This is a genomic window from Polaromonas sp. P3_B4 (genome assembly GCF_056402835.1).
Map to the genome: position 1 here is coordinate 2,496,479 of NZ_JBFUGQ010000001.1, position 20,133 is coordinate 2,516,611.

A 20,133-nucleotide genomic window follows, 5' to 3' on the forward strand; every position below is an offset into this window, starting at 1 on the left:
GTGAGGCTAGCGGCATCCCGGCTTCAAGGGGGAGATGAGGCACCCATGGTCCGCCGGTACCACTCGTGGAAATGCTGCATGCCCTCTTCCAGCGGCGACTGGTAGGGCCCGGTGTCCGAGACGCCGCGCGCCAGCAGCGCGCGCCGGCCCGCATCCATGCGCTCGCCGATCTCGTCGTCTTCCCGGGCGGTTTCCATGTAGGCGGCGCGATGCGCTTCGATGAACTCCCGCTCGAAGGCGGCGATCTCTTCGGGGTAGTAAAACTCCACCACGTTGACCGTGTCCTGCGGTCCCTTGGGGTAGAGCGTGGACAGCACCAGCACGTGCGGGTACAGCTCGATCATGTGGGTCGGAAAGTAGGTCACCCACACTGCTCCGAAATCAGGCGGCGTGCCGGTGCGGTAGTTCAGCAGGCGGTCATGCCAGATGCTGTAAATGTCCGAGCCCGGTTCGTTCAGCGACTCGTGCACGCCGACACGTTGCATGCTGTACCAGTTGGCAAACTCCCAGCTGAGGTCGTCACAACTGACGAAGCTGCCCAAACCCGGGTGAAACGGGGCGACATGGTAGTCCTCCAGGTAGACCTCAATGAAGGTCTTCCAGTTGTAGTTGCACTGATGAACCTCCACGTGGTCAAGCACAAAGTCCGAGAAATCGAACTCTGGCCGTTTGAACAGCGGCGCCATATCCTGAGCCGGGTCGCGCGGACCTTCGAACAGCTGGCCGTGACAGTTGCGCAAGGAAAACCGCTGCAAGTTCTTGCAAGGTTTTTGCTCGAACTGCGGCGCGCCCAGCAACTCGCCGCTACTGCTATACGTCCAGCGGTGCAGCGGGCAGACGATGTTCCCGCCCGCCGCCGCCAGGTTTCCTTTCGGGTTTGCGGGCCCGCTCACGTCGCCGGTTTCACCGCCCAGGATCAGCGCCTGCCGGTGCCGGCAGACGTTGGACAACAGCTCCACGCCCTGCGGGTTGCGCACCAGCACGCGGCCTCCGCCTTCCTGCGCGAGCCGGTGCCAGTCGCCGACCTGCGGCACGGCTTTTTCATGGCCGAGGTAGCGGGCGGACTGGTTGAAGATCAATGCCTGCTCACGTGCGAACAAGGCCTCGTCAAAGTACGCGCCTACGGGCAATTGCGGGTCCGCCGGCATGACATGCACCAGGCGTGCGATATCGTTCATGGAACTCTCCAGGGCGTGGCGAAGCATACCGGCCTTGAGAAAGGCACAGCCGCATCGCGGAATCAATGGCCCGGACTACGAAGGATCAGCCAGCAATCGGGCGATACGCTTGTCGAGCGGGAGCTTGGGGCAGGTGCTGCATTTCTCGCCGTCATGGCGGCGAAAGTAGTGGCAGCACACCTTGCGGTCGAGGGCGAGCGCGGGCGTCCCGTCACGCGCCCGGTAGGCAAAAAAGCCGCAGCCGCCGGCAATACCCAGCTGCACCAGCCATTCCTCTCCGAGCGCCGCAACTTCGGCATCCCCCAAGGCGGGGGTGCTGCGATGGACCAGCAGCAGCGCGCCCAACACACACTCGGCCTGCAACCGGTCAGCGGCGCGGGCATGCAGGGTCACCAACGGCATCAGTGCCGCGCGCGTGGATTGGCACAGTTCGCGCAGCTCGCCTGATGCCAGGTGGATGCGTGAAGGCAGCGTCGCGGCCTTCATGGGCGCGTGCACCGGCAATTGAAAGCCGCTGGGAAACCCGTCCACCACGGGTTGTGCCAGGCCAGCCAGCCGCGGGACATGCGTATCAAGATGCGCGGCGATCACGCTCAAGTAGACCGGCTGCCAGATCGCCAGGCCCCCACAACGCAGCGCCACATAGTGCGCGCCGGCTTCGGGGTAGGCCTCTGCCCAGTGCCCGCACAGCGCCCGCAACGGACCCGGCCTGGCCGCTGCGTCGTCGCCATGACGCAGTGCGCTGGGCAGCGGTGCATCGCCCTGCTCGCCGCGCAGCGAGGGTGCGATGCGCCCGGCCAGTTGCAACACGCGGGCGAGGTCAGCGTTGGGCGCGGACGCCCACGCCTGCAGCGGCGCGCCGTCGCGCACCGTGTCCTCCGCCCGCATGTCAAAGCTCATGCAACGCTTTCCGCAACCGGTTCTGCCTCGGCCCGGTGCGCGGCGCGGCGGCGGAGCCCGGCAATCGGGTTCACGAGATTGCCGGCCATCTTCAGGCTGGAAGCGGGATCGGCCAGGTTGACCATCTGCACGTTGTTGCCGAGTTGCAGGCGGTTCAGGCAGGAATGCAGGAACTCGGGCACAAACATGTCATAGTGCGCGAACTTTTCGGCCATCCCGGGATGGGCGTCTTCGTAGTCAGACACGCAGTCGGCCACCGATTGCCAGAAGTCGTCCTCGTTGCAGCAGGCGTTTTCCACCAGCACCTGGTTGATATGGCGCAGCACGCCGTCGAACACGTCGATAAAGATACCCAGCAGCTTGAAGTGGTCGGGCACATCGACCGCCAGTCGGTTGACGCGCTCCGGCAGCAGCGCCTTCGCTTCGATATTGAGGATGGCGCATTCCTCGGCAATGTCTTTCATGATGGCGCGCACCGGCACATGCTTGTCGAGCACCAGGATCAGGTTCTCGCCGTGCGGCATGAAGGTCAGGTCGTGCTTGTAGAAACAATGCAGCAGCGGCGTCAGGTAAGCCTTCAGATAGCTTTTCAGCCAGGCTTTCGTGCTCAGGCCGGAACGGCGAATCAGCTCGGGCAGCAGGGCATGGCCGTCTTTGTCGACATGCAGCAGCGCGGCCATGGTCATCAGGCGTTCGCCCGGTTTGAGCAAAGGCAGCGGGCTCTCGCGCCACAGCGCCGAGAACATCTTCTTGTAGGGGGTGTCGACCGGTATCGCGGCTTCGTAATAGTGGTTGCGAAAGCCGATTGACGCGACCTCTCGCAGGATGGTGAAGCCGTTCGCGCGCAGGAAGGCATCGCCCGACACCAGGTCCTTGATGAACTCATTGATAGCCGGTGTGCCCGACATGTAATAAGGCGACAAGCCGCGCATAAAGCCCATGTTCAGGATGGAGAGCGAAGTCTTCACATAACGCTTGCTGCGGTCGCTGGTGTTGAAGAAGGTGCGGATCGACTGCTGGGCGATGTAGTTGTCGCGGCCATAAGCCAGGCAGATGATCTTGCGCTGGGCAACATAGCCGGCGAAGGCGATCGACAGCTTGTTGAACCACTGCCACGGGTGGGCCGGCATAAAGTTGTAGTCGACTGGATCGACGCCCAGCGCTGCCACTTCACGGGTAAAGCCGTCCACGGTCTCCTGCCCCAGCTCTTCGGCCAGCAGCTGTTCGTAGCTGAGCGTGGAGATGCTGGAGAAAGCCGCATGGTCCTTGTGCACGGCCAGCCAGATGACTCGAATCTCCGAGCCGGCCTCAGGCGCGTAGGCCTGATAGTCGGCCGCGGTGAAGCCCAGCCGCCCGTTGTTGGCGACAAAACCCGGATGGCCTTCGGTCATGGCGACCTCAATGGTCTGGAAGTCGGTGGCGTCGGCCAGCTGGGCGCTGCTGGGTGCGTCTGCCTTCATGCGCTTGTAGGCACTACCGAAGAGCGTGCTGCTGATCTCGTCGAGGTAGATGGGCAGCAGCTCATCACGTATGCCCAGACGTTGGCGGCATTCGATGATGAACTGGAGCGCGTCCAGCGACTGGTCTGCGCCGTTCACCAGCTTGCGGATGGATTCCGGTTTGATGTACCAATGGCGCAAGGCCAGGCGCTGGGCCTCGAACTGGTAGCACACGGCGCCGTCGTCGGAGCACACCTGGTACAACGCGAAGCCACCCTTCCCTGCACGCAGTTGCTCCGGTTCAATGATGATCTCATGGGCATATTCGGCAATGGCTTTGCGCAACAGCAGGCGGTTGGCCTGAGCCCAGACCTCCGGCGTCAGGTGGGCGGCGAACTGGGCCGGGTCGTGCGCGATCTGGTGGGCGATGGTGACGTTCATGAATGGACTTCCTCTAAGGTGGCGGCCGTAGCCTGTTCAAAATCCCGCCGTGTGCAAAAGGCGAGGCTGGCGATCTTCTCGGGGAAGACCACATCACGGTCGTAGGCAAAGCCTGCCGACCGGTTCAAGGCATGGACCTTGTGATTGGTGGCGTCGGGCTCCACGACGATGCGCTGCGCACCCAGGTGCTCGAACATGAAGCGCATCAGCGCGTAAAACACAGTGCGCGAGTGCCCGGCGATGCGCTGCTGGGGCGGGCCGATAAAGATGTGCATGCCCAGGTCGCCGGGCCGCACCGTGTAGAAGGCCTTGATGCGGTCCTGCGCGGGGTCGTAGCACTCAGCCAGGAAAGCCGGTCGCCCTTCGTGCCAGCCGATGTAGGGTGTGGCGGTGCCGGAATCCATCATGCGCTGGTAGGCCTCACGAACTTCGTCCTCGGTCTTGTCCTGCATCAGCCAGAAGGCGGCACGCTCCTGGATGAACCAGCGGTGCAAAGTCGGGATGTCCTCCGGTATCCGCAACGGGCGGAACACAAAACCCGTCTCGTCGCAGTACGGCCTTTGCACGGCGTCGGCGCGGCGGTGCAGCGTGTCAGTTGGCATGGGCGGGCTCCTTTAAAGATGAAGAATTTGTGACGCTTCCGGTTTCATCCAGATGTCCGGCGCTGGGCACTTTGAGGATCAGGCGATCCAGTAGTGCGGTGAGGACAAAGCCGCCGGCCGCCAGCAGAAAGGGCACATGCAGCCCATAGCGATTGACGATCGCGCCCGCCGCAAACGAGGACAGCAACACGCCCATGTTCTGGAAGAAATTGGTGATGCTGTAGTCCTGCGCATAGCGCTGCGGCGTGGACAGGCGGAACAGGTTGACCTCCAGCTTGACGATGATCTGGAAGAAGGCCCAGCCATACAGCACGCGCCCCAGCACGACCAGAAAAGGATCGGGCGCAGCATGCAGCAACAGACCGGCCGCGCCCAGCAGCAGGTTGCCTACCGTGTGGTCGGGCAGGTCGCCGCCGCGCGCCCTTATCCAGGCGTGCAGCCGCAGCGCGACGATGGCCACCACACCCGGGATGGCGAAGGCCATGCCGGACAGCAGTTCGCTGTCGTTGCCAGTGATCTTCTGCCAGTACAGCGCGAAGAAGGGGCGGATCAGGTAGGCGCTGAAGTCGAACATCAGCATCACCAGCGCCAGCTTCAGGATGGGCAGGCGGGCCAGCAGCCCGACGCGGCGCGCTTCGGTGGCTTCGGCCATTGCCTGCTCCCCGGTGTTGACGCGAATGATCTTTCCGCTGCGGATCAGGTAGAAGCAGACGGCCATCTGAAAATAGTCGCCGGCCGCCATGGCAAAAATGCTGGCGCGCGGCCCCCAGGTCTGTAGCACAAAGCCGCCCACCACCGCGCCGAAGATGGCGCCGAAGTGGACTACCACCGACAGAATGCCAATGGTGGCCGCATGCTGCTCTTTGGGGGTCAGGCGCATCATGTACGGGTACATCAGCAGGTAGCTGCTCTTGCACATGAACATCAGCATCGACAGTATCCAGTAGATCTCCACGGTAGGCGCCCAGTCGCTCAGCAGGCTGAAGGTGCCGGCGGCAAACTGCGTGTAGACCAGCAGGTGCAGCGGTTCGACGCGGCGTGCCACGCGTGCCCACAATGGCAGGGTGCACATCACGGCGATGGAGATCGCCGCCACGTAGGCGCCCACGTGCACAGGGCTGTCGATACCGTAGCGCGCGCTGAAAAACTGCGGGTAGAAGGGAATCAGGATGGCGTCGCTGATAACGGCCAGTACCGTCATCGTAATGATGTGAAATCTCAGGTTCATGTTTGTTGTGCGCCTCAGGCCTCAGAGCAGGACGAAGTCCGCTGTGGACGGAATAGTGAAATCCTGGATCGCGACGCGACGCTCAATCTTGTAGTGCTCCACGCCCGTGAGTTCGCGCAGGATGTAGGAGTTGCGGTAGCAGCTCATGCCCAGGTCCTGGTTGGTCATGCCGTGGGTGTGCTGGCCGGCGTTCTGCACGAATATCTCGTTGCCGTTGAAATCGGCGGCGTAATTGCGCGCGAGGCGATAGCGGCCTTGTTCGTCCCAGCGCAGGCGGTGGCGGATGCCATCAACGAAAGGCGGGATGTTCTCGCGGTAGCCCGTGGCGAAGACCAGCCCCTCGCTGCGATGCGCATAACGTGCGTCGCAGTCAAGCTGGCGGAATTCGATCTCGTAGCTGTCGCTTCCGGCGTCGTAGCGACACCCCTGCAACTCGCAATTGGTAATGAGGTGCGTGCGCAGCGGCCCCTGCTTTCGCCTGTCGTCCAGCAGGTCATAGATCTGGTTGATCAGGCTGGCATTGACGCCCTTGTACAGGCTGTCCTGCGCGCGCACGATGCGCTCCTTCTTCCCATCGGCCAGGTTGTAGAAGTAATCGATGTAGTCCGGGGAGAACATCTCCAGCGTGAGCTTGGTGGTCTCCATCTGGAAGAAGCGCGAAGAGCGGGTGATCCAGGTCAGGCTGTAGTCGTGCCCGTCGGCGTCCTTGAGCAGGTCGTGGTAGACCTCGGCCGCGCTCTGGCCGCTGCCGACGATGGTGATGGAGCGCTTCTTCTGCAGCTCGGCCTTGCGGGTGATGTAGTCGGCGGTATGCAGGTAGCGATGCCCGCCCGGCGCGCAACATTGTGGGAAACGGGGCTTGGAGCCAACGCCCAGCACCAGCTTGCGGCAGCGCATGACAAAAGGCTCGCGCTGCGGGCCTTGCACACCGGTCACGACATAGCAGCCGTTCTCGATGTCGTGGACGATCTCCTGCACGTCATATTCGAAGCGCGCGTTGGACAGGCGCGCCGCCGCCCAGCGGCAGTAGGCGTTGTACTCAGCCCGCGTCAGGTAGAAGCTCTCGCGGAAGTAGTACGAATAGATTTTCCCTTCTTCCTTGCAGTAGTTGAGAAAGCTGAAGCAGCTGGTGGGGTCCGCCAGGCTCACCAGGTCGGCCAGGAAGGGGTTTTGCAGTGTGGTGTTGTCAATCAGCATCCCGGGGTGCCAGTTGAACTCCGCATTGCGCTCCAGAAAAACCGCGTTCACCCCGGTGATCGGCTCCGCCAGACAGGCCAGACTCAGATTGAAGGGTCCAAGCCCGATCGCAATAAAGTCATAGACATCATTTTTCATTGCACTGAACTCCCTGATTTCTGGTGCGCCATCCGGTGGCGCATGGTGATCAAAAGAATGCCCGCCGCTGACTACCGCACCGGGCCGCGTTCCTACCACTGATACGTCACGGTCGCGTTGACGCTGCGCGCGTCGCCCCAGTAGCAGTACTGCTGGCTCAGGCACGACGCCACATAGGTCTTGTCGAGGAGGTTATTGACGCTCAGGCGAAGGTTGGCGCCCTTGAGCGACGGATTCAGCTGGGCCAGATCGACGCGCAGCATCAGGTCCACCAGCGTGTAGGGCGGCACCTTCATGCTGTTGGCGTTGTCGACCCAGCTCGAGCCCACATGGCGCACGCCCGCACCCATGGTGTAGCCCTGCGAGAAGTTCCAGTCGCCCCAGACCGAGGCCATATGGCGCGGCGCCTGGTACGGCGTGTTGCCGGTGAAGCCATCCGACGATTCGGTGAACTTCATGTCGGTATAGGTGTAGCTCGCCATCACCGAGACCTTGCGGCTCAGCTGCGAACGGGCTTCCAGCTCCAGGCCGCGCGAGCGCACCTTCCCGGTAGGTTCAAAGTAGGTGGCGCCTACCGGGCGTGTGGCGACATTTTTCAGCGACAGGTCGTACACCGCCGCCGACAGCAAGGTGTTGGAGTCCTTGGGCTGGTAGCGTATGCCGACTTCCAGCTGTTTGGTCTCCGCGGGCGGCAGGTTGTTGCCTTGCCGGTCATTGCGCAGGCTGGGATTAAAGCCGTCCGAATAACCCACGTAGGGCGCAACGCCGTTGTCAAACAGATAGACAATGCCGGCCCGCTTGGTGAATTTGGAGCCGCTCCACTGCGCCGGATTTCCCGAGCCATACTGGTTGGAGGCCTTGGCCCAGTCCATGCGGCCGCCCAGCGTGAAGCGCCAGCGGTCCAGCTCCGTCTGGTTTTGCAGGTAGAGGCCGGTTTGCTCGAGCTGGCGATCGATAGGGTCGCTGGTCACGCCGGTCAGGCCCGGTGCGCCGTAGCCTGGATTGAACACGTTGATCGGCAGCGCGCTGCCCGACTCCCAGCTCCCGCTGACGCGGCGCTTCTGGTAGTCCAGCCCGGTCAGCAGGGTGTGCTTGAGCGCGCCCGTCTGGAAGTGGCCTTCAAGCTGGTTGTCGATGGTGTTGCCGCGTGTCGACTCCGTGGCGCCGGAATAGTAGCGCGTCAACTCGTTGGCGCTGGCCCAGCCATAACCGTAGATCTGGCGCAGCGTGGTATTCGCCGTCACGTGGCGGAAGTTCTGCCGGAACTTCCACGCATCGTTAAAGGCATGCTCGAACTGGTAGCCGAGGAAGCGTTGCTTGCGCTGGTATTTCTCGACACTGGAATCTCCATCGAAGAAATAACGCGAAATCAGGCGGCCGTTGTGATTGGCATTGAGACTGGCGTCCGCCGGAACCCCGCTGTGATAGCTGCCCTCCGGGTCATCCTGGAGATAAGCCTGCAGCAACAGGCGCGTGTCGTTTGACGGGTTGATCGCCAGGGATGCAGCAATCGCCTGGCGCTCTTCCTTGACTGTGCTGAACTGCGAGTCGAGCGAGCGCGTCAGTGCCGACAGGCGAAAGGCCATCACACCGTCTTTGTCGATGGGCCCCGAAAGATCGACAGCCGCTTCCCGGCGGTTGCGGTTACCGATGGTGACTTGTACTTCCCGGTAAGGCTGGTACTGCGGTGTCATGCTGGTCAGCGCCACCAGGCCGCCCGGCGACGCGCGTCCGTACAGCACAGACGCAGGGCCCCGCACCACGTCAATGCGCTCCAGGAAATAAGGATCCACCTGCATCGAGGTATAGCTGCCCTGGTCACTCAACATACGCAGCCCGTCAAGCAGGGTGCTGTCTACGCTGCTGTCCTTGAAGCCGCGCAGCGCCACGTAGTCGTAGCGATTGGACGCGCCCACCAGCCCTGTGAAGGCGCCCGGCGAGTAATTCAAGGCCTCGGAAACGCTGCGCGGTTTCTGGTCTTCCAGCTGCTGCTTGGTCACCACCGAGATCGACTGCGGCGTCTCGATGATGGGCGTGTCGGTCTTGGAACCCGAGGCACTGCGCTTGGCGACGTAGCCATTGCCGCCGCTGGTGGCCGTTTCCTGCTCCGCGCCGGCCGTCACGGTCACCAGCGGCAAGGTTGCCGCGCCCGATGACGTTGAAACAGGCTTGACCACAAACACATTGCCGTCGATGGTCGCCGCCAGGCCGCTGCCGGCCAACAGCCTGTCCAGCGCCTGTTGCGGCGTCAAACGGCCAGACACAGCCGGCGCCGTCTTGCCCGCCACCAATGCGGGCTGCACCATCAACTCAAGCCGGGCCTGCTGCGCCAGGTCGTTCAGCGCCTGGGCCAGGGGCTGCACCGCAATGCTGACCTGTACCGGTATGGCGGCACGCGTGCTGCCGGTGTTTTGGGAAAAAGCCACCGTACTTCCGAGGGCCAAAGCCAGGGCCAACGGGGGTAGATGGAAGCGGGAACGAGGCATGCGTGCAATCTCCGGGAGAAGGTTTAAATAAGAATCCTTCTCATGTAGACGCGTGGGCTCTGGGAAACCCTAGGTCGGGCACAAAAGTTTTTTTGTGTCCTGATGTCACCTGCTTCGGCCAGCAGGCCAGGCAGCTCAAGCCGATAACTAATAGTTAGTGGCTAACGGCGAATGACTAATGACCGGCAGAGACGATCTCGGCCTCGCCGCCCTGCTCGCGCAGCTTCACGGGCAAGACCTGCTGCAGGATGCGGGCGAAGTTGCCCGGCCGCCGCGGGTCGAACGTGCCCGTCACGCGCAGCGCGGCCACGGCCGGCTCCCGCACCGTCAGATGCACCGGGCCGTAACGCTCGAACTCGGCCAGAGCCTGGTTCAGAGGCGTGTTGTCAAAACTGACGCGGCTTTCACGCCAGGGCGCAATCCCGGCTGCGGGCAAGGCAGACACCGCGCCCAGCAATCCCGACATGTCGCTCGCGATCTGCTGGCCGGCGACCAGCTCAACCGCCGCATCGGTAGCGGACCGTTCGACGCGCGCCACGCGCACACGCCCTTCTTCCACCGCAACCTGCACACCCGCACGGCCCGGCACACCGGGCGTGTAGCGCACAGAAAACCGCGTGCCGACCACCGTGATGCGCAAAGGCCCGGCCAGCACATCGAAAGGACGCGCCGGGTCACCCTTGACCTGGAACATTGCCTCTCCCTGCGGCAGGCGCACTTCACGGCGCTCACGGTAAAGCGTGACGTCGGCGGTGGTCAGGGTGTCCAGCCTCAGGCGGCTGCCTTCCGGCAAGACCACCTCCAGCTGCTGGCCTCGCGTGGTGGAAAAACTCTGCTCGAACACCGGTTGCTGCCGCCAGAGGCTCCAGGCCATATAGCCCCCGCAGGAAACCATCAATGCCACGGCGGCCAGTGCGCCCTGCGGCACCCAGGCAGACAGCCCCTGCCACCAGGCGCGCCGGCGTGGCGCGGTACGGACGGCGGCAGCGGCTTTGTCGTCGGCGAGGTTCTGCCTCAGCGTGCGCAAGCCATCTGCCGGCAGCGCGTCGAGCAAACGCCAGTCACGCTGGTGGCGCGCAAAGGACGCGCCGTGGGCGCTGTCCGCCGCCAGCCAGGCCAGGAACGCAGCCTCGTCCGCCGCCCCAAGCTGCCCACCGGTATGCCGCACGAACCAGTCCAGCGCCGCTTCGTCGGGCTCTGTGGACGGTGCGGCTGGCGGGTGGGCTGGCGGCGGGATGTTCATGGTGTGCTTATCGGCTCTTGGATGTAGACGCACGAACAAGCCGAAACCCTATGCCGGGAAAGCAAGAATACAAATAAAAATTCATTCGAAAGCCGAAAGTCATTCGCGGGCGGGTTTTCTTCGTCGGAGCACCGGGGTAGAGATGGGGGTAGAAGTTGGGCCGGCGGTGGCGGGTGCCCCGTCGAGCGCGTCTTTGCAACGCCTGCAGGCGTCCATGGCCAGCTTGATGTGCTGCTCGACCATCTTGCGCGAGATGCCCATCTGCTCGGCCACCTCCGCATGCGGCAGGCCGTCAAACTTGTGCAGGATAAAAGCCTCGCGGCAGCGCAAAGGCAGGGCATCAATCGTGGCCAGCAGGGCGTTCACCCCCTGCGCGGAAGACGCCGCAGCATCGGGCTCGCAGGCCAGCGGCGCCGCGAGATTCTCGAGCTCGGCGGCCGAGGCCTCGGCATCGGGATGCAGCGCATCGCCGCGCACTTCACTGCGGCGGTGCTGGTCGATCTGCAGGTTGCGTGCTGTGCGGTAGAGCAGTGCGCGCGGCTCGGGCACCGCCTGGCCGGAATGCTGCACCGCCAGGACGCGCGCATAGCTCTCCTGCACGACATCAGCCGCAGCATCGCGGTTTCGCACCGTGCGGGAACAGAAGTTCAGCAGTTCTTGGTAATAGCGCTCAAGCACAGGTCGGTCATTGCCATGGAGGTGACGGATCCCTTCAAGCGGCAGACGAGATGTGGCGGTGGCTGACCAGGCGCGCGTCGTAGATGGGAATTATTCTCATTATGACCGAAGCGCGCTACCGGCTTCATCGTGGAGCACCATTACCTTGATGCCACACGGCCTTATTGAACAGCAGCTCTTGAATCACATGCGAGTCTCAAGGAACCGAGACATCGCAAGAAGGAAGCGAGGAAATGCGCGTTGTCTATGGTCGGGTGTGCTTCAACCTTCATCGGGATTGTCAACACCCCGAAAACTACATAACTGGCAGTTCCGTCGTTGAGAGCACCTGCTTCAGCACGACGAAGGTGCGGATCTGCCGCACCCCCGGGAGGTAGAGCAGCTCCGCGGCATGCAGGCGGTTAAACGATTCGTTGTCCTGCGTGCGGACGGTGACGAAGTAGTCGAACTCGCCCGTCACCACCACGCATTCCAGGCAACCCGGCACCTTCTGCACCGCTTTTTCGAAGTCGGCGAAGGACTGCGGTGTGGACCGGTCCAACACCACGCCGATCACGACCAGCATGCCAAGGTTCAGCGAAGCAGGATTGAGCAGCGCGACGATGCGCTGTACCAGGCCCATCGATTTCAGGCGCTCCACCCGACGCAGGCAGGCTGCGGGGCTCAGGTGCACCTTGGCCGCCAGTGCCACATTGGAGATCGATGCATCGCGCTGGAGCAGGCGCAGGATCACGCGATCAACCCGGTCCAGGTCAGGCCGCGGGGCAGTTGTTTCATTCTGTAAACGCACTTTTATTTCTCTTTTTTCTTTAATCACACACTTCTCCAAGTTTTCAAATCTAATTATTCGAATAACTGATCTTAAAAGTCAATTATGTTGCAACCCTGTTGCGCGGCCTCGGCGATAGACTTTCCTTGACTCCTCAAGCGGATTTCCGACATGCCCTCCAACTTTGCCGCTTGGGATTCTGGATACGTCGAAACGCAATGCCTGCAGTTTCCTGTTTCGCAACGGTTGATCAACGCGGCCCATGCCGTATCAAAGAGGAGCAATACGATGATGAACCCAAGGTATGAGAAGCGCTTCTTCCTGGCCATGGCGCTGGTCTTGCTGGCCCCATGGGCCAGCGTTCACGCGCAGGGCTATCCGTCCAAGCCGGTCCAACTGGTCATTCCTTTTCCGCCGGGCGGCGCCACCGACATCGCCGGACGGCTGGTCGCCAAGAAGCTGGGTGAGCGCCTGGGGCAACCTGTGGTCATCGACAACCGGCCGGGCGCCGGCACCATCGTCGGTGCCGCATTCGTCGCCAAGGCGGCGCCGGACGGCTACACGCTGCTTATCAGCTCGGGATCCACTTTCACGGTCAACCCGGCACTCATGCCCAAGCTGCCTTACGACCCGATCAAGAGTTTCGAGCCTGTCGGGATGGTGGCGCGCGTTCCCCTTGTTCTTCTGGCCAACTCCGATGTCCCGGTCAACGACCTGAAGCAGCTGATCGCAGCGGTGCAACGCGCACCGGACAAGTACGTGTACGGCTCGTTCGGCAACGGCACCACAGGGCACTTCGCCGGTGAAATGCTCTGGAGCGCCGCTGGCATCAAGCTGCAGCACATCGCTTACAAAGGCAGCGCACCAGCGATGACCGACCTGATGGCCGGCCAAATCCCCTTCTCGATTGACACCGTCGCGGCGGCGCTGCCGCAACTGAAGGCGGCGAAGCCGAGGATCAAAGCCATCGCCGTCACCGGCGAAAGCCGCGCGACGCAAATGCCCACGGTGGCGACTGTGGCGGAGAGCGGTTTCAAAGGTTTCTCGGCCGATTCCTGGCTGGCCATTGCCACGCCCAAGGGGGTGCCGGCGGATGTAAAAGCCAAGCTGCAGAAGGCGCTGGCCGAGACGATGAAGGATCCCGAGCTTCGCGAAAAACTCGTCGCGAACGGACTCGAATACGCCTGGGAGCCCGCTGCCACGGTTGCTGCGCGCATCGAAAACGAGCTGCCCCGCATGCGCGTGATCGCCCTGCGTTCCAACATCCGGATCGATTGAAAGTGGCGGCCGGCAAGGACCTCGTGGCCTTCTCCGATTGATTGTTACCCATGGGGCTGGACTCACTATCTACAGCCTCAGGCTTGACAGGTGAAAGCGTTGCACGTGCGAGTTGGACCGCGTTAAGGAAACTGGAAATGAGAACTGGTCAGTTGATTGCCCGCCTGGCGGGCCTGGTTATCGCAAGCGGTATAGCGTCGTCCGTGCTGGCCGCTCAGCTTGTAGTCGGTCAGGTGGCGCCGTTGACCGGCATTGACGCGAGCCAGGGCCGCGCCTACGCGGCTGGAATGCAGTTGCATTTCAACGCCGTGAACAAGGCGGGCGGGGTCAACGGAAACACCTTCATCCTGGCGCGCCGCGACGACGCTGGACGCCCCGATGAAACACTCACCCAAACGCGCGCGCTTCTGGCCGAGGACAAGCCAGTGGTGCTTGCCGGCTACTTTGGAAGCCGCAACATCGCCCAGCTGGTCAGCGCGGGCATATTTGAGCGCGAGCGCATCGTGCTGGTCGGCTTCCGCGCGACCGAACTGAATCTGGACGTTCCGCAACTTTATGGCGTGCGCGCCACATTGCGAGACGAACTTGCGAGAATCACGGCGCACCTGGCGACAGTCGGAATCACCAGGCTTGGCTTGTTTTACGAAAACGGCCCCGGTGCTGCGCCACTCGTCGCCGCCGCACAGGAAGCAGCGGCGAATGCCAAGGCCAGGATCGTGCAAACGGCGGGTTATGACGCCGGGACCAGCCGCGTGACTGCCGCCGCTGACGCCATGCTGCAAGCCTCGCCGCAGGCGATCATCATGATTGCAAGTGGAGGTGCAGCTTCCGGTTTTATTGAAAAATACCGCTCGGCCGGAGGAACGGCCCAGCTGTTTGCACACTCGGGCGCGGACATTGAGCAGATGGCGAAACGGCTTTCTGACGAGCAGATGCAAGGCATCGCGATCGCTCAGGTTACGCCCAGCCCCTACAAACTGACAAATCGGCTTTCCAAGGAGTTCAACGACATCGCGGCAACAGCCGGAGCGCAGGATGTTCCGATCAGCTACGCAATGATGGAAGGCTTCATCGCGGCCAAGGTGATTGTTGAAGCGGCCCGGCGGCAAGGCTTGCGTGTGACCCGTGAAGGTTTTGCTTCCGCTCTGGATGGACTGGACAGCTTTGACCTGGGAGGATATGTCATCGGATTTCGCCCGGGGATGCGCAATGGTTCGCGCTTCGTGGAGATGACGATCGTCAGTGGAAACGGAAGAATCCGGCAATAGAAAAAGCAGGGCCGATACCGCTGCTTTGCGCCACTCACCCAATCTTGAGGACGCAGTCAGGAAACAAGGGCCGGAAAAGAGAAAAGGGTTAGCAGATACTTACCTGCTAACCCTCATCAATATTGGCGGAGTGGACGGGACTCGAACCCGCGACCCCCGGCGTGACAGGCCGGTATTCTAACCAACTGAACTACCACTCCTGGTAGTGACAACATTCGCTCTTTCGAGCCAAGTCGCTTGGCCCTTGCAGGCCGGCGGTTGTCAACTTGCGCCTTGGACATCACACACAAGGTGCGATGAATGCTGGCGACCCTAAGGGGATTCGAACCCCTGTAGCCACCGTGAAAGGGTGGTGTCCTAGGCCTCTAGACGATAGGGTCAAAACCTTGGAACTTCCGGATGAGCCCCTGCTTTCACACGGACCCACAAAACTTCAAATTCTTCCCGACTAACTTTTAACTTTTGGTGGAGGTAAGCGGGATCGAACCGCTGACCTCTTGCATGCCATGCAAGCGCTCTCCCAGCTGAGCTATACCCCCGTCAAGTTATTGAGGTTTCCCTGCAATTGTCGAGCCTTGAATTATAGCCCGAAAAATTGGCCTATTTCAAATCCTCAAACAAGCTTCAACCGGGAGACCACATCTTCGCGCTTCATGAGCTCCAGAATCGCATCGAGGGACGGGGTTTGCGGCGTGCCCATGACCAGCACGCGCACGGGCATTGCCAGCTGCGGCATCTTGAGGCCCGTGTCGGCCAGCACCTGTTTGATGGCGGCCGAGATCGCGGCCTTGCTCCACTCGCAGGCCACCAGCGAACTGCTCAGTTTTGCAATGGCCGGGCGCACCGCCTCCGTGACGTGCGTGCTGATGTCTTCAGCGCTGGGCTTGCCCCCGGTCACCAGCAGTTGCAGCCAGCCGGCCAGCTCTACGAGTGTGCTGCAGCGGTCTTTAAAAAGCCCGCAGCCGCGCGCCACCCATACCGGGTCCACGCCGGTAATGCCCTGGGCAGCCAGGAAAGGCTGCACCAGCGTTGCCAGCGTGTCATCTGCAGTAGCCTTCAGGTGCTGGGCATTGACCCAGCGCAGCTTGGTTTCGTCGAACTGCGCGGCGCTCTTGCCCAGGTGATCAAGGTTGAACCATTCAATGAACTGCTCGCGGCTGAAGATTTCGTCGTCGCCGTGGCTCCAGCCCAGGCGCGCCAGGTAATTGACCATGGCGTCCGGCAAATAGCCTTCGGCGGCGTACTGCGTCACTGGCTTGGCGCCATTGCGTTTGCTGAGCTTTTCGCCCTGCTCGTTGAGCACGGTCGGCAGGTGGGCGTACACCGGAGGCTCTTTACCCAGGGCCTTGAAGATGTTGATCTGCCGCGGCGTGTTGTTCACGTGGTCGTCGCCGCGAATCACGTGGGTCATGGCCATGTCGATGTCGTCGACCACCACGCAGAAGTTGTAGGTCGGCGTGCCGTCAGGCCGGGCGATCACCAGGTCGTCGAGTTCGTCGTTGCTGATCTCGATGCGGCCCTTGACCTTGTCGTCCCAGACCACGCTGCCGCCCTGCGGGTTCTTGAAGCGCAGCACGGGCTGCACGCCTTCGGGCACGGGCGGCAGGGTCTTGCCGGGGGCCGGGCGCCAGGTGCCGTCGTAGCGTGGTTTCTCTTTGGCGGCCATCTGCTTTTCGCGCAGGGCGTCGAGCTCCGCCACGCTCATGTAGCAGGGGTAGACCAGGCCATCAACCTGCATCTGGGCAAGCACAGCCTTGTAGCGGTCCATGCGCTGCATCTGGAAGAAGGGGCCTTCATCGTGGTTCAGGCCCAGCCAGCGCATGCCTTCGATGATCACATCGACGGCTTCCTGGCTGGAGCGCTCGACGTCAGTGTCTTCGATGCGCAGGATGAAATCGCCGCCGGTAGCGCGGGCAAACGCCCAGGGGTAAAGCGCCGAGCGGATATTGCCGAGATGGATAAAGCCAGTCGGTGAAGGGGCGAAACGGGTTCTGGTTTTTTGGGTCATTACTTCAGTCATGCAGTCATACGATAAGGCTCAGGCCGCGGGACAGGTCGGCCTTGATGTCGTCCACGTGGTCCAGCCCGACGGCCAGGCGGACCAGGCTCTGACCAATGCCGGCGGCCTGACGCTGCTCTTCGCTGAGGCGCCCGTGCGAGGTGGTGGCTGAATGGCTGATGATGGTCTTGGTGTCACCGAGGTTGGTCGCGATGCTCAGCACCTGCGTGCTGTTGATCACCTTGAAAGCGTTGGCACGTGCCGCTTCCGGCGTGTCGCCGCGTACGTCAAACGACAGCACCGCGCCACCCAGTCCAGATTGCTGGCGCATGGCCAGCTCATGCTGGGGATGCGATTCGAGACCAGGGTAATAAACGCGCGCAACCGCAGGCTGCGTTTCAAGCCACCTGGCAACGGCCAAGGCGTTGGCGCTCTGTGCCTGCATGCGGATGTTCAATGTCTCCAGGCCCTTGAGCACGACCCAGGCGTTGAAGGGCGCGAGCGTCATGCCGGCGGTGCGCACGATCGGGCCAAACACATCAACGATGAGTTTGGACGAGCCGCAGAGCGCACCCGCCATCACACGGCCCTGGCCGTCCAGGTATTTGGTGCCCGAATGCATGATGAGGTCAGCGCCGAATTCCACCGGGCGTTGCAGGGCCGGTGAGCAAAAGCAGTTGTCCACCGCGAGCAAGGCGCCCACGCTGTGCGCCAGATCAGCCAGCGCCCGGATGTCGCAGACTTCGGTCAGCGGATTGGTCGGGGTTTCAGCAAACAGCAGCTTGGTGCCGGGTCGCAATGCAGCCTTCCACTCGCTCACGTCGGTCTGCGACACAAACGTGGTTTCAACGCCGAACTTCCCGAACTCGCGGCCTATCAGGGCGATCGTCGAGCCAAACATCGAACGCGAGCAAATGACGTGGTCGCCGGACTTCAACAGCCCCATGCACATCATCAGGATCGCGCCCATGCCGGTCGAGGCACCGATGGCGGCTTCGGTGCCCTCCATCGCGGCCAGGCGGCGTTCAAAACTGGTGACCGTCGGGTTAGACGTGCGGCCGTAGGTGTAGCCTTCTGTCGGGTCGGCAAAACGCCGCGCTGAGGTCTCGGCATCAGGCTGCACAAAGCCGCTGGTCAGGTACAGCGCTTCGGAGTTTTCGCCGTGCTGGCTGGGCTCCAACGCCACGCGCACGGCCAGCGTATCGCGGTGCAGGTTGTCAGGCAGTTTTCTTTTCGTCATGCTCAGGCTTCTTGCGGATTGGGCAATGCCAGGCGGGACACGTCCACGTCGCCTTCTTCGCCGGCGGTGTCGGCGCGCTGGGAATTCATCGCGGCGATGGTCTCTGCAGTCACGTCGCCCGTGATGTAAACGCCGTCAAAGCACGAGGCGTCAAAGCCGTCGAGCTTGCCGTTGAGTGAGCCAATGGCGCGCTTCATGCCTTCCACGTCCTGGTAAATCAGCGCGTCGCAGCCGATCACTTCGCGGATTTCTTCAATCGTGCGGCCGTGGGCCACCAGCTCATCAGGTGTGGGCATGTCAATGCCGTACACGTTGGGAAAGCGCACCGGCGGCGCAGCGCTGGCAAGGTAGACCTTGCGCGCACCGGCGTCACGCGCCATTTGCACGATCTCGCGGCTGGTGGTGCCGCGCACGATGGAATCGTCGACCAGCAGCACGTTACGGCCCTTGAACTCGCTGGCAATCACGTTGAGCTTCTGGCGCACGGACTTCTTGCGCACGCCCTGCCCCGGCATGATGAAGGTGCGGCCCACGTAACGGTTCTTGACGAAACCTTCGCGGTAAGGAATGCCCAGCAAGTGTGCGAGCTGCGTGGCACTCGGTCGGCTGGATTCGGGGATCGGGATGATCACATCGATCTCGCTGGGTGGCACGGTAGAGACCACGCGTTTGGCCAGCGTCTCGCCCAGGTTCAGGCGGGCCTGATAGACCGAAATACCGTCCAGCACGGAGTCAGGACGCGCCAGGTACACAAATTCGAAGATGCAGGGGTTGAGTTTGGCGTTGGGTGCGCACTGCTCGGCGTGCACCACGCCTTCCATGTCTACATACACGGCTTCGCCCGGGGCGATGTCGCGCTCGAACTGGTGCGAAGTGCCTTCGAGCGCCACCGATTCGCTGGCCACCATGACGGTCGTGCCGTTTTCATTCTCGCCGCGGCCGATGCACAGCGGTCGGATGCCAAAGGGATCACGGAAAGCCAGCAAGCCGTGACCGGCGATCAGCGCGACGACGGCATAAGAGCCCTTCACACGCTTGTGCACACCGCGCACAGCGGCGAACACATCAACCGGCTTGAGCGGCAGGCCGCGTGTGGTTTTTTCGAGTTCGTGCGCCAGCACATTGAGCAGCACTTCAGAGTCGCTGTCGGTGTTGATGTGGCGGTGGTCGGTGTTGAAGAGCTCTGCCTTGAGCTCGGCCGCATTGGTCAGGTTGCCGTTGTGCGACAGCACAAGGCCGAACGGCGCGTTGACATAAAACGGCTGGGCCTCGTCTTCGCTGTAGGCGTTGCCTGCTGTAGGGTAGCGCACCTGGCCCAGGCCCACCGTGCCCGGCAGCGCGCGCATGTTGCGGGTGCGGAACACGTCGCGCACCATGCCCTTGGCCTTGTGCATGTAGAACTTGCGCCCCTGCTGCGTGACGATGCCCGCGGCATCCTGGCCGCGATGCTGCAAAAGCAGCAGTCCGTCATAAATCAGCTGATTGACCGGGGCTTTGCTGACGACGCCGACTATCCCGCACATGGTGTTCCGATCATGATGAGTTGACTCTTCAAAGTTAAATTAAATACTTGGCAAACTGTTCGGGCAATACCGGCTTCAGGGCCTTGAGCGTGGCCGTCAACACCGGCGCGCCCTTTGATTCCCGCCACCAACTGCTGGACTTCAGCGCCGTCATGTCGATCACAACGGTCGCCGCCAGCAGCAAAACAATTCCGCGCAACACACCAAAAGCGGCTCCGAATACTCTGTCCACAGGCGCCAGGCCGACGGCAGCTACCAGCTTCTTCACCACAAAGGCCAGCAGCCCTGCCGCGAACACGGCGGCGATAAAGATCAGCACAAACGCCGCCGCATAACGCACCGGGTCAGAAGCAGACTGCACCGGCAAGCGGGTGGCCAGGTCGGGCGCAAACCATTGCGCCACAAAAAACGACACCACCCAGCCCAGCACCGACAACACCTCATACACCAGCCCGCGCCATGCGCCCAACAGCATGGAAAAAACCAGCACCCCCAGCAAAATCCAGTCAACAGCCGTCACGACACC

At 62.3% G+C, this 20,133-nt stretch carries 16 protein-coding genes and 3 tRNA genes; 2 read left to right on the top strand and 17 right to left on the bottom strand.

Annotated features, from left to right (window positions below):
• Positions 1-23: 23 nt before the first annotated feature.
• From AC1DVV_RS11890 to AC1DVV_RS11935, 10 genes are all read right to left on the bottom strand, one after another.
• Positions 24-1,178: an aromatic ring-hydroxylating oxygenase subunit alpha gene (locus tag AC1DVV_RS11890; protein WP_477701838.1), complete on the bottom strand. Its 1,155-nt coding sequence runs from the start codon at positions 1,176-1,178 to the stop codon at positions 24-26.
• Positions 1,179-1,253: 75 nt separating this feature from the next.
• The gene (locus tag AC1DVV_RS11895) at positions 1,254-2,078 is read right to left on the bottom strand and encodes a siderophore ferric iron reductase (protein WP_477707191.1); all 825 of its coding nucleotides are present in this window, start codon (positions 2,076-2,078) and stop codon (positions 1,254-1,256) included.
• The gene (locus AC1DVV_RS11900) at positions 2,075-3,958 is read right to left on the bottom strand and encodes an IucA/IucC family protein (RefSeq protein ID WP_477701839.1); all 1,884 of its coding nucleotides are present in this window, start codon (positions 3,956-3,958) and stop codon (positions 2,075-2,077) included. Before AC1DVV_RS11900 ends, AC1DVV_RS11895 begins: the two co-directional genes overlap by 4 nt.
• Positions 3,955-4,560 carry a GNAT family N-acetyltransferase gene (locus AC1DVV_RS11905; protein WP_457279923.1) on the bottom strand — a complete coding sequence of 202 codons (606 nt, stop codon included), beginning with the start codon at positions 4,558-4,560 and terminating at the stop codon, positions 3,955-3,957. The genes AC1DVV_RS11900 and AC1DVV_RS11905 overlap by 4 nt, the downstream gene beginning before the upstream one ends.
• On the bottom strand, positions 4,550-5,788 hold the full coding sequence (locus AC1DVV_RS11910; protein WP_477665555.1) for an MFS transporter: 1,239 nt from the start codon (positions 5,786-5,788) through the stop codon (positions 4,550-4,552). Before AC1DVV_RS11910 ends, AC1DVV_RS11905 begins: the two co-directional genes overlap by 11 nt.
• 21 nt (positions 5,789-5,809) lie before the next feature.
• A complete protein-coding gene (locus AC1DVV_RS11915) occupies positions 5,810-7,123 on the bottom strand; it encodes a lysine N(6)-hydroxylase/L-ornithine N(5)-oxygenase family protein (RefSeq protein ID WP_457279921.1) in 1,314 nt (437 codons plus the stop codon).
• Positions 7,124-7,215: 92 nt separating this feature from the next.
• A complete protein-coding gene (locus tag AC1DVV_RS11920) occupies positions 7,216-9,609 on the bottom strand; it encodes a TonB-dependent siderophore receptor (RefSeq protein WP_477701840.1) in 2,394 nt (797 codons plus the stop codon).
• Positions 9,610-9,784: 175 nt separating this feature from the next.
• The gene (locus AC1DVV_RS11925; RefSeq protein WP_477701841.1) at positions 9,785-10,852 is read right to left on the bottom strand and encodes a FecR family protein; all 1,068 of its coding nucleotides are present in this window, start codon (positions 10,850-10,852) and stop codon (positions 9,785-9,787) included.
• A 99-nt stretch (positions 10,853-10,951) separates the two neighbouring features.
• The gene (locus tag AC1DVV_RS11930) at positions 10,952-11,530 is read right to left on the bottom strand and encodes a sigma-70 family RNA polymerase sigma factor (RefSeq protein WP_457279918.1); all 579 of its coding nucleotides are present in this window, start codon (positions 11,528-11,530) and stop codon (positions 10,952-10,954) included.
• Between the two features lie 295 nt (positions 11,531-11,825).
• Entirely contained in the window at positions 11,826-12,320 is a 495-nt protein-coding gene (locus AC1DVV_RS11935) for an Lrp/AsnC family transcriptional regulator (RefSeq protein WP_457279917.1), read from the bottom strand.
• Positions 12,321-12,590: 270 nt separating this feature from the next.
• On the opposite strand from AC1DVV_RS11935, the gene AC1DVV_RS11940 reads away from it, so the two are divergent.
• A complete protein-coding gene (locus AC1DVV_RS11940; protein WP_457280958.1) occupies positions 12,591-13,577 on the top strand; it encodes a Bug family tripartite tricarboxylate transporter substrate binding protein in 987 nt (328 codons plus the stop codon).
• A gap of 137 nt (positions 13,578-13,714) precedes the next feature.
• Positions 13,715-14,845 (top strand): ABC transporter substrate-binding protein, encoded by a 1,131-nt coding sequence (locus tag AC1DVV_RS11945; protein WP_477702744.1) that lies wholly within the window; start codon positions 13,715-13,717, stop codon positions 14,843-14,845.
• A gap of 123 nt (positions 14,846-14,968) precedes the next feature.
• Here AC1DVV_RS11945 and AC1DVV_RS11950 read toward each other — a convergent pair.
• The 7 genes from AC1DVV_RS11950 to AC1DVV_RS11980 all read right to left on the bottom strand — a co-directional run bounded on the left by AC1DVV_RS11950 (position 14,969) and on the right by AC1DVV_RS11980 (position 20,127).
• Positions 14,969-15,045: transfer RNA gene (locus tag AC1DVV_RS11950), tRNA-Asp, on the bottom strand.
• A gap of 104 nt (positions 15,046-15,149) precedes the next feature.
• Positions 15,150-15,225: transfer RNA gene (locus tag AC1DVV_RS11955), tRNA-Glu, on the bottom strand.
• A gap of 83 nt (positions 15,226-15,308) precedes the next feature.
• Positions 15,309-15,384 (bottom strand) — tRNA-Ala (locus AC1DVV_RS11960).
• 74 nt (positions 15,385-15,458) lie between these two features.
• Positions 15,459-16,853 carry a glutamate--tRNA ligase gene (gene gltX, locus AC1DVV_RS11965; protein ID WP_477702736.1) on the bottom strand — a complete coding sequence of 465 codons (1,395 nt, stop codon included), beginning with the start codon at positions 16,851-16,853 and terminating at the stop codon, positions 15,459-15,461.
• Between the two features lie 16 nt (positions 16,854-16,869).
• The gene (locus AC1DVV_RS11970; RefSeq protein ID WP_477702737.1) at positions 16,870-18,084 is read right to left on the bottom strand and encodes an O-succinylhomoserine sulfhydrylase; all 1,215 of its coding nucleotides are present in this window, start codon (positions 18,082-18,084) and stop codon (positions 16,870-16,872) included.
• 2 nt (positions 18,085-18,086) lie between these two features.
• Positions 18,087-19,607, bottom strand: a complete 1,521-nt coding sequence (gene purF, locus AC1DVV_RS11975) for an amidophosphoribosyltransferase (protein ID WP_457279913.1) — start codon at positions 19,605-19,607, stop codon at positions 18,087-18,089.
• 34 nt (positions 19,608-19,641) lie between these two features.
• Positions 19,642-20,127 (bottom strand): CvpA family protein, encoded by a 486-nt coding sequence (locus AC1DVV_RS11980; RefSeq protein ID WP_477665548.1) that lies wholly within the window; start codon positions 20,125-20,127, stop codon positions 19,642-19,644.
• Between the last annotated feature and the right edge of the window lie 6 nt (positions 20,128-20,133).

Bases quoted from the DNA above. Each gene is read 5' to 3' on its own strand.
- AC1DVV_RS11890 (WP_477701838.1), bottom strand. From the start codon at position 1,178: ATGAACGATATCGCACGCCTGGTGCATGTCATGCCGGCGGACCCGCAA.
- AC1DVV_RS11895 (WP_477707191.1), bottom strand. From the start codon at position 2,078: ATGAGCTTTGACATGCGGGCGGAGGACACGGTGCGCGACGGCGCGCCG.
- AC1DVV_RS11900 (WP_477701839.1), bottom strand. From the start codon at position 3,958: ATGAACGTCACCATCGCCCACCAGATCGCGCACGACCCGGCCCAGTTC.
- AC1DVV_RS11905 (WP_457279923.1), bottom strand. From the start codon at position 4,560: ATGCCAACTGACACGCTGCACCGCCGCGCCGACGCCGTGCAAAGGCCG.
- AC1DVV_RS11910 (WP_477665555.1), bottom strand. From the start codon at position 5,788: ATGAACCTGAGATTTCACATCATTACGATGACGGTACTGGCCGTTATC.
- AC1DVV_RS11915 (WP_457279921.1), bottom strand. From the start codon at position 7,123: ATGAAAAATGATGTCTATGACTTTATTGCGATCGGGCTTGGACCCTTC.
- AC1DVV_RS11920 (WP_477701840.1), bottom strand. From the start codon at position 9,609: ATGCCTCGTTCCCGCTTCCATCTACCCCCGTTGGCCCTGGCTTTGGCC.
- AC1DVV_RS11925 (WP_477701841.1), bottom strand. From the start codon at position 10,852: ATGAACATCCCGCCGCCAGCCCACCCGCCAGCCGCACCGTCCACAGAG.
- AC1DVV_RS11940 (WP_457280958.1), top strand. From the start codon at position 12,591: ATGAACCCAAGGTATGAGAAGCGCTTCTTCCTGGCCATGGCGCTGGTC.
- AC1DVV_RS11945 (WP_477702744.1), top strand. From the start codon at position 13,715: ATGAGAACTGGTCAGTTGATTGCCCGCCTGGCGGGCCTGGTTATCGCA.
- gltX (WP_477702736.1), bottom strand. From the start codon at position 16,853: ATGACCCAAAAAACCAGAACCCGTTTCGCCCCTTCACCGACTGGCTTT.
- AC1DVV_RS11970 (WP_477702737.1), bottom strand. From the start codon at position 18,084: ATGACGAAAAGAAAACTGCCTGACAACCTGCACCGCGATACGCTGGCC.
- purF (WP_457279913.1), bottom strand. From the start codon at position 19,607: ATGTGCGGGATAGTCGGCGTCGTCAGCAAAGCCCCGGTCAATCAGCTG.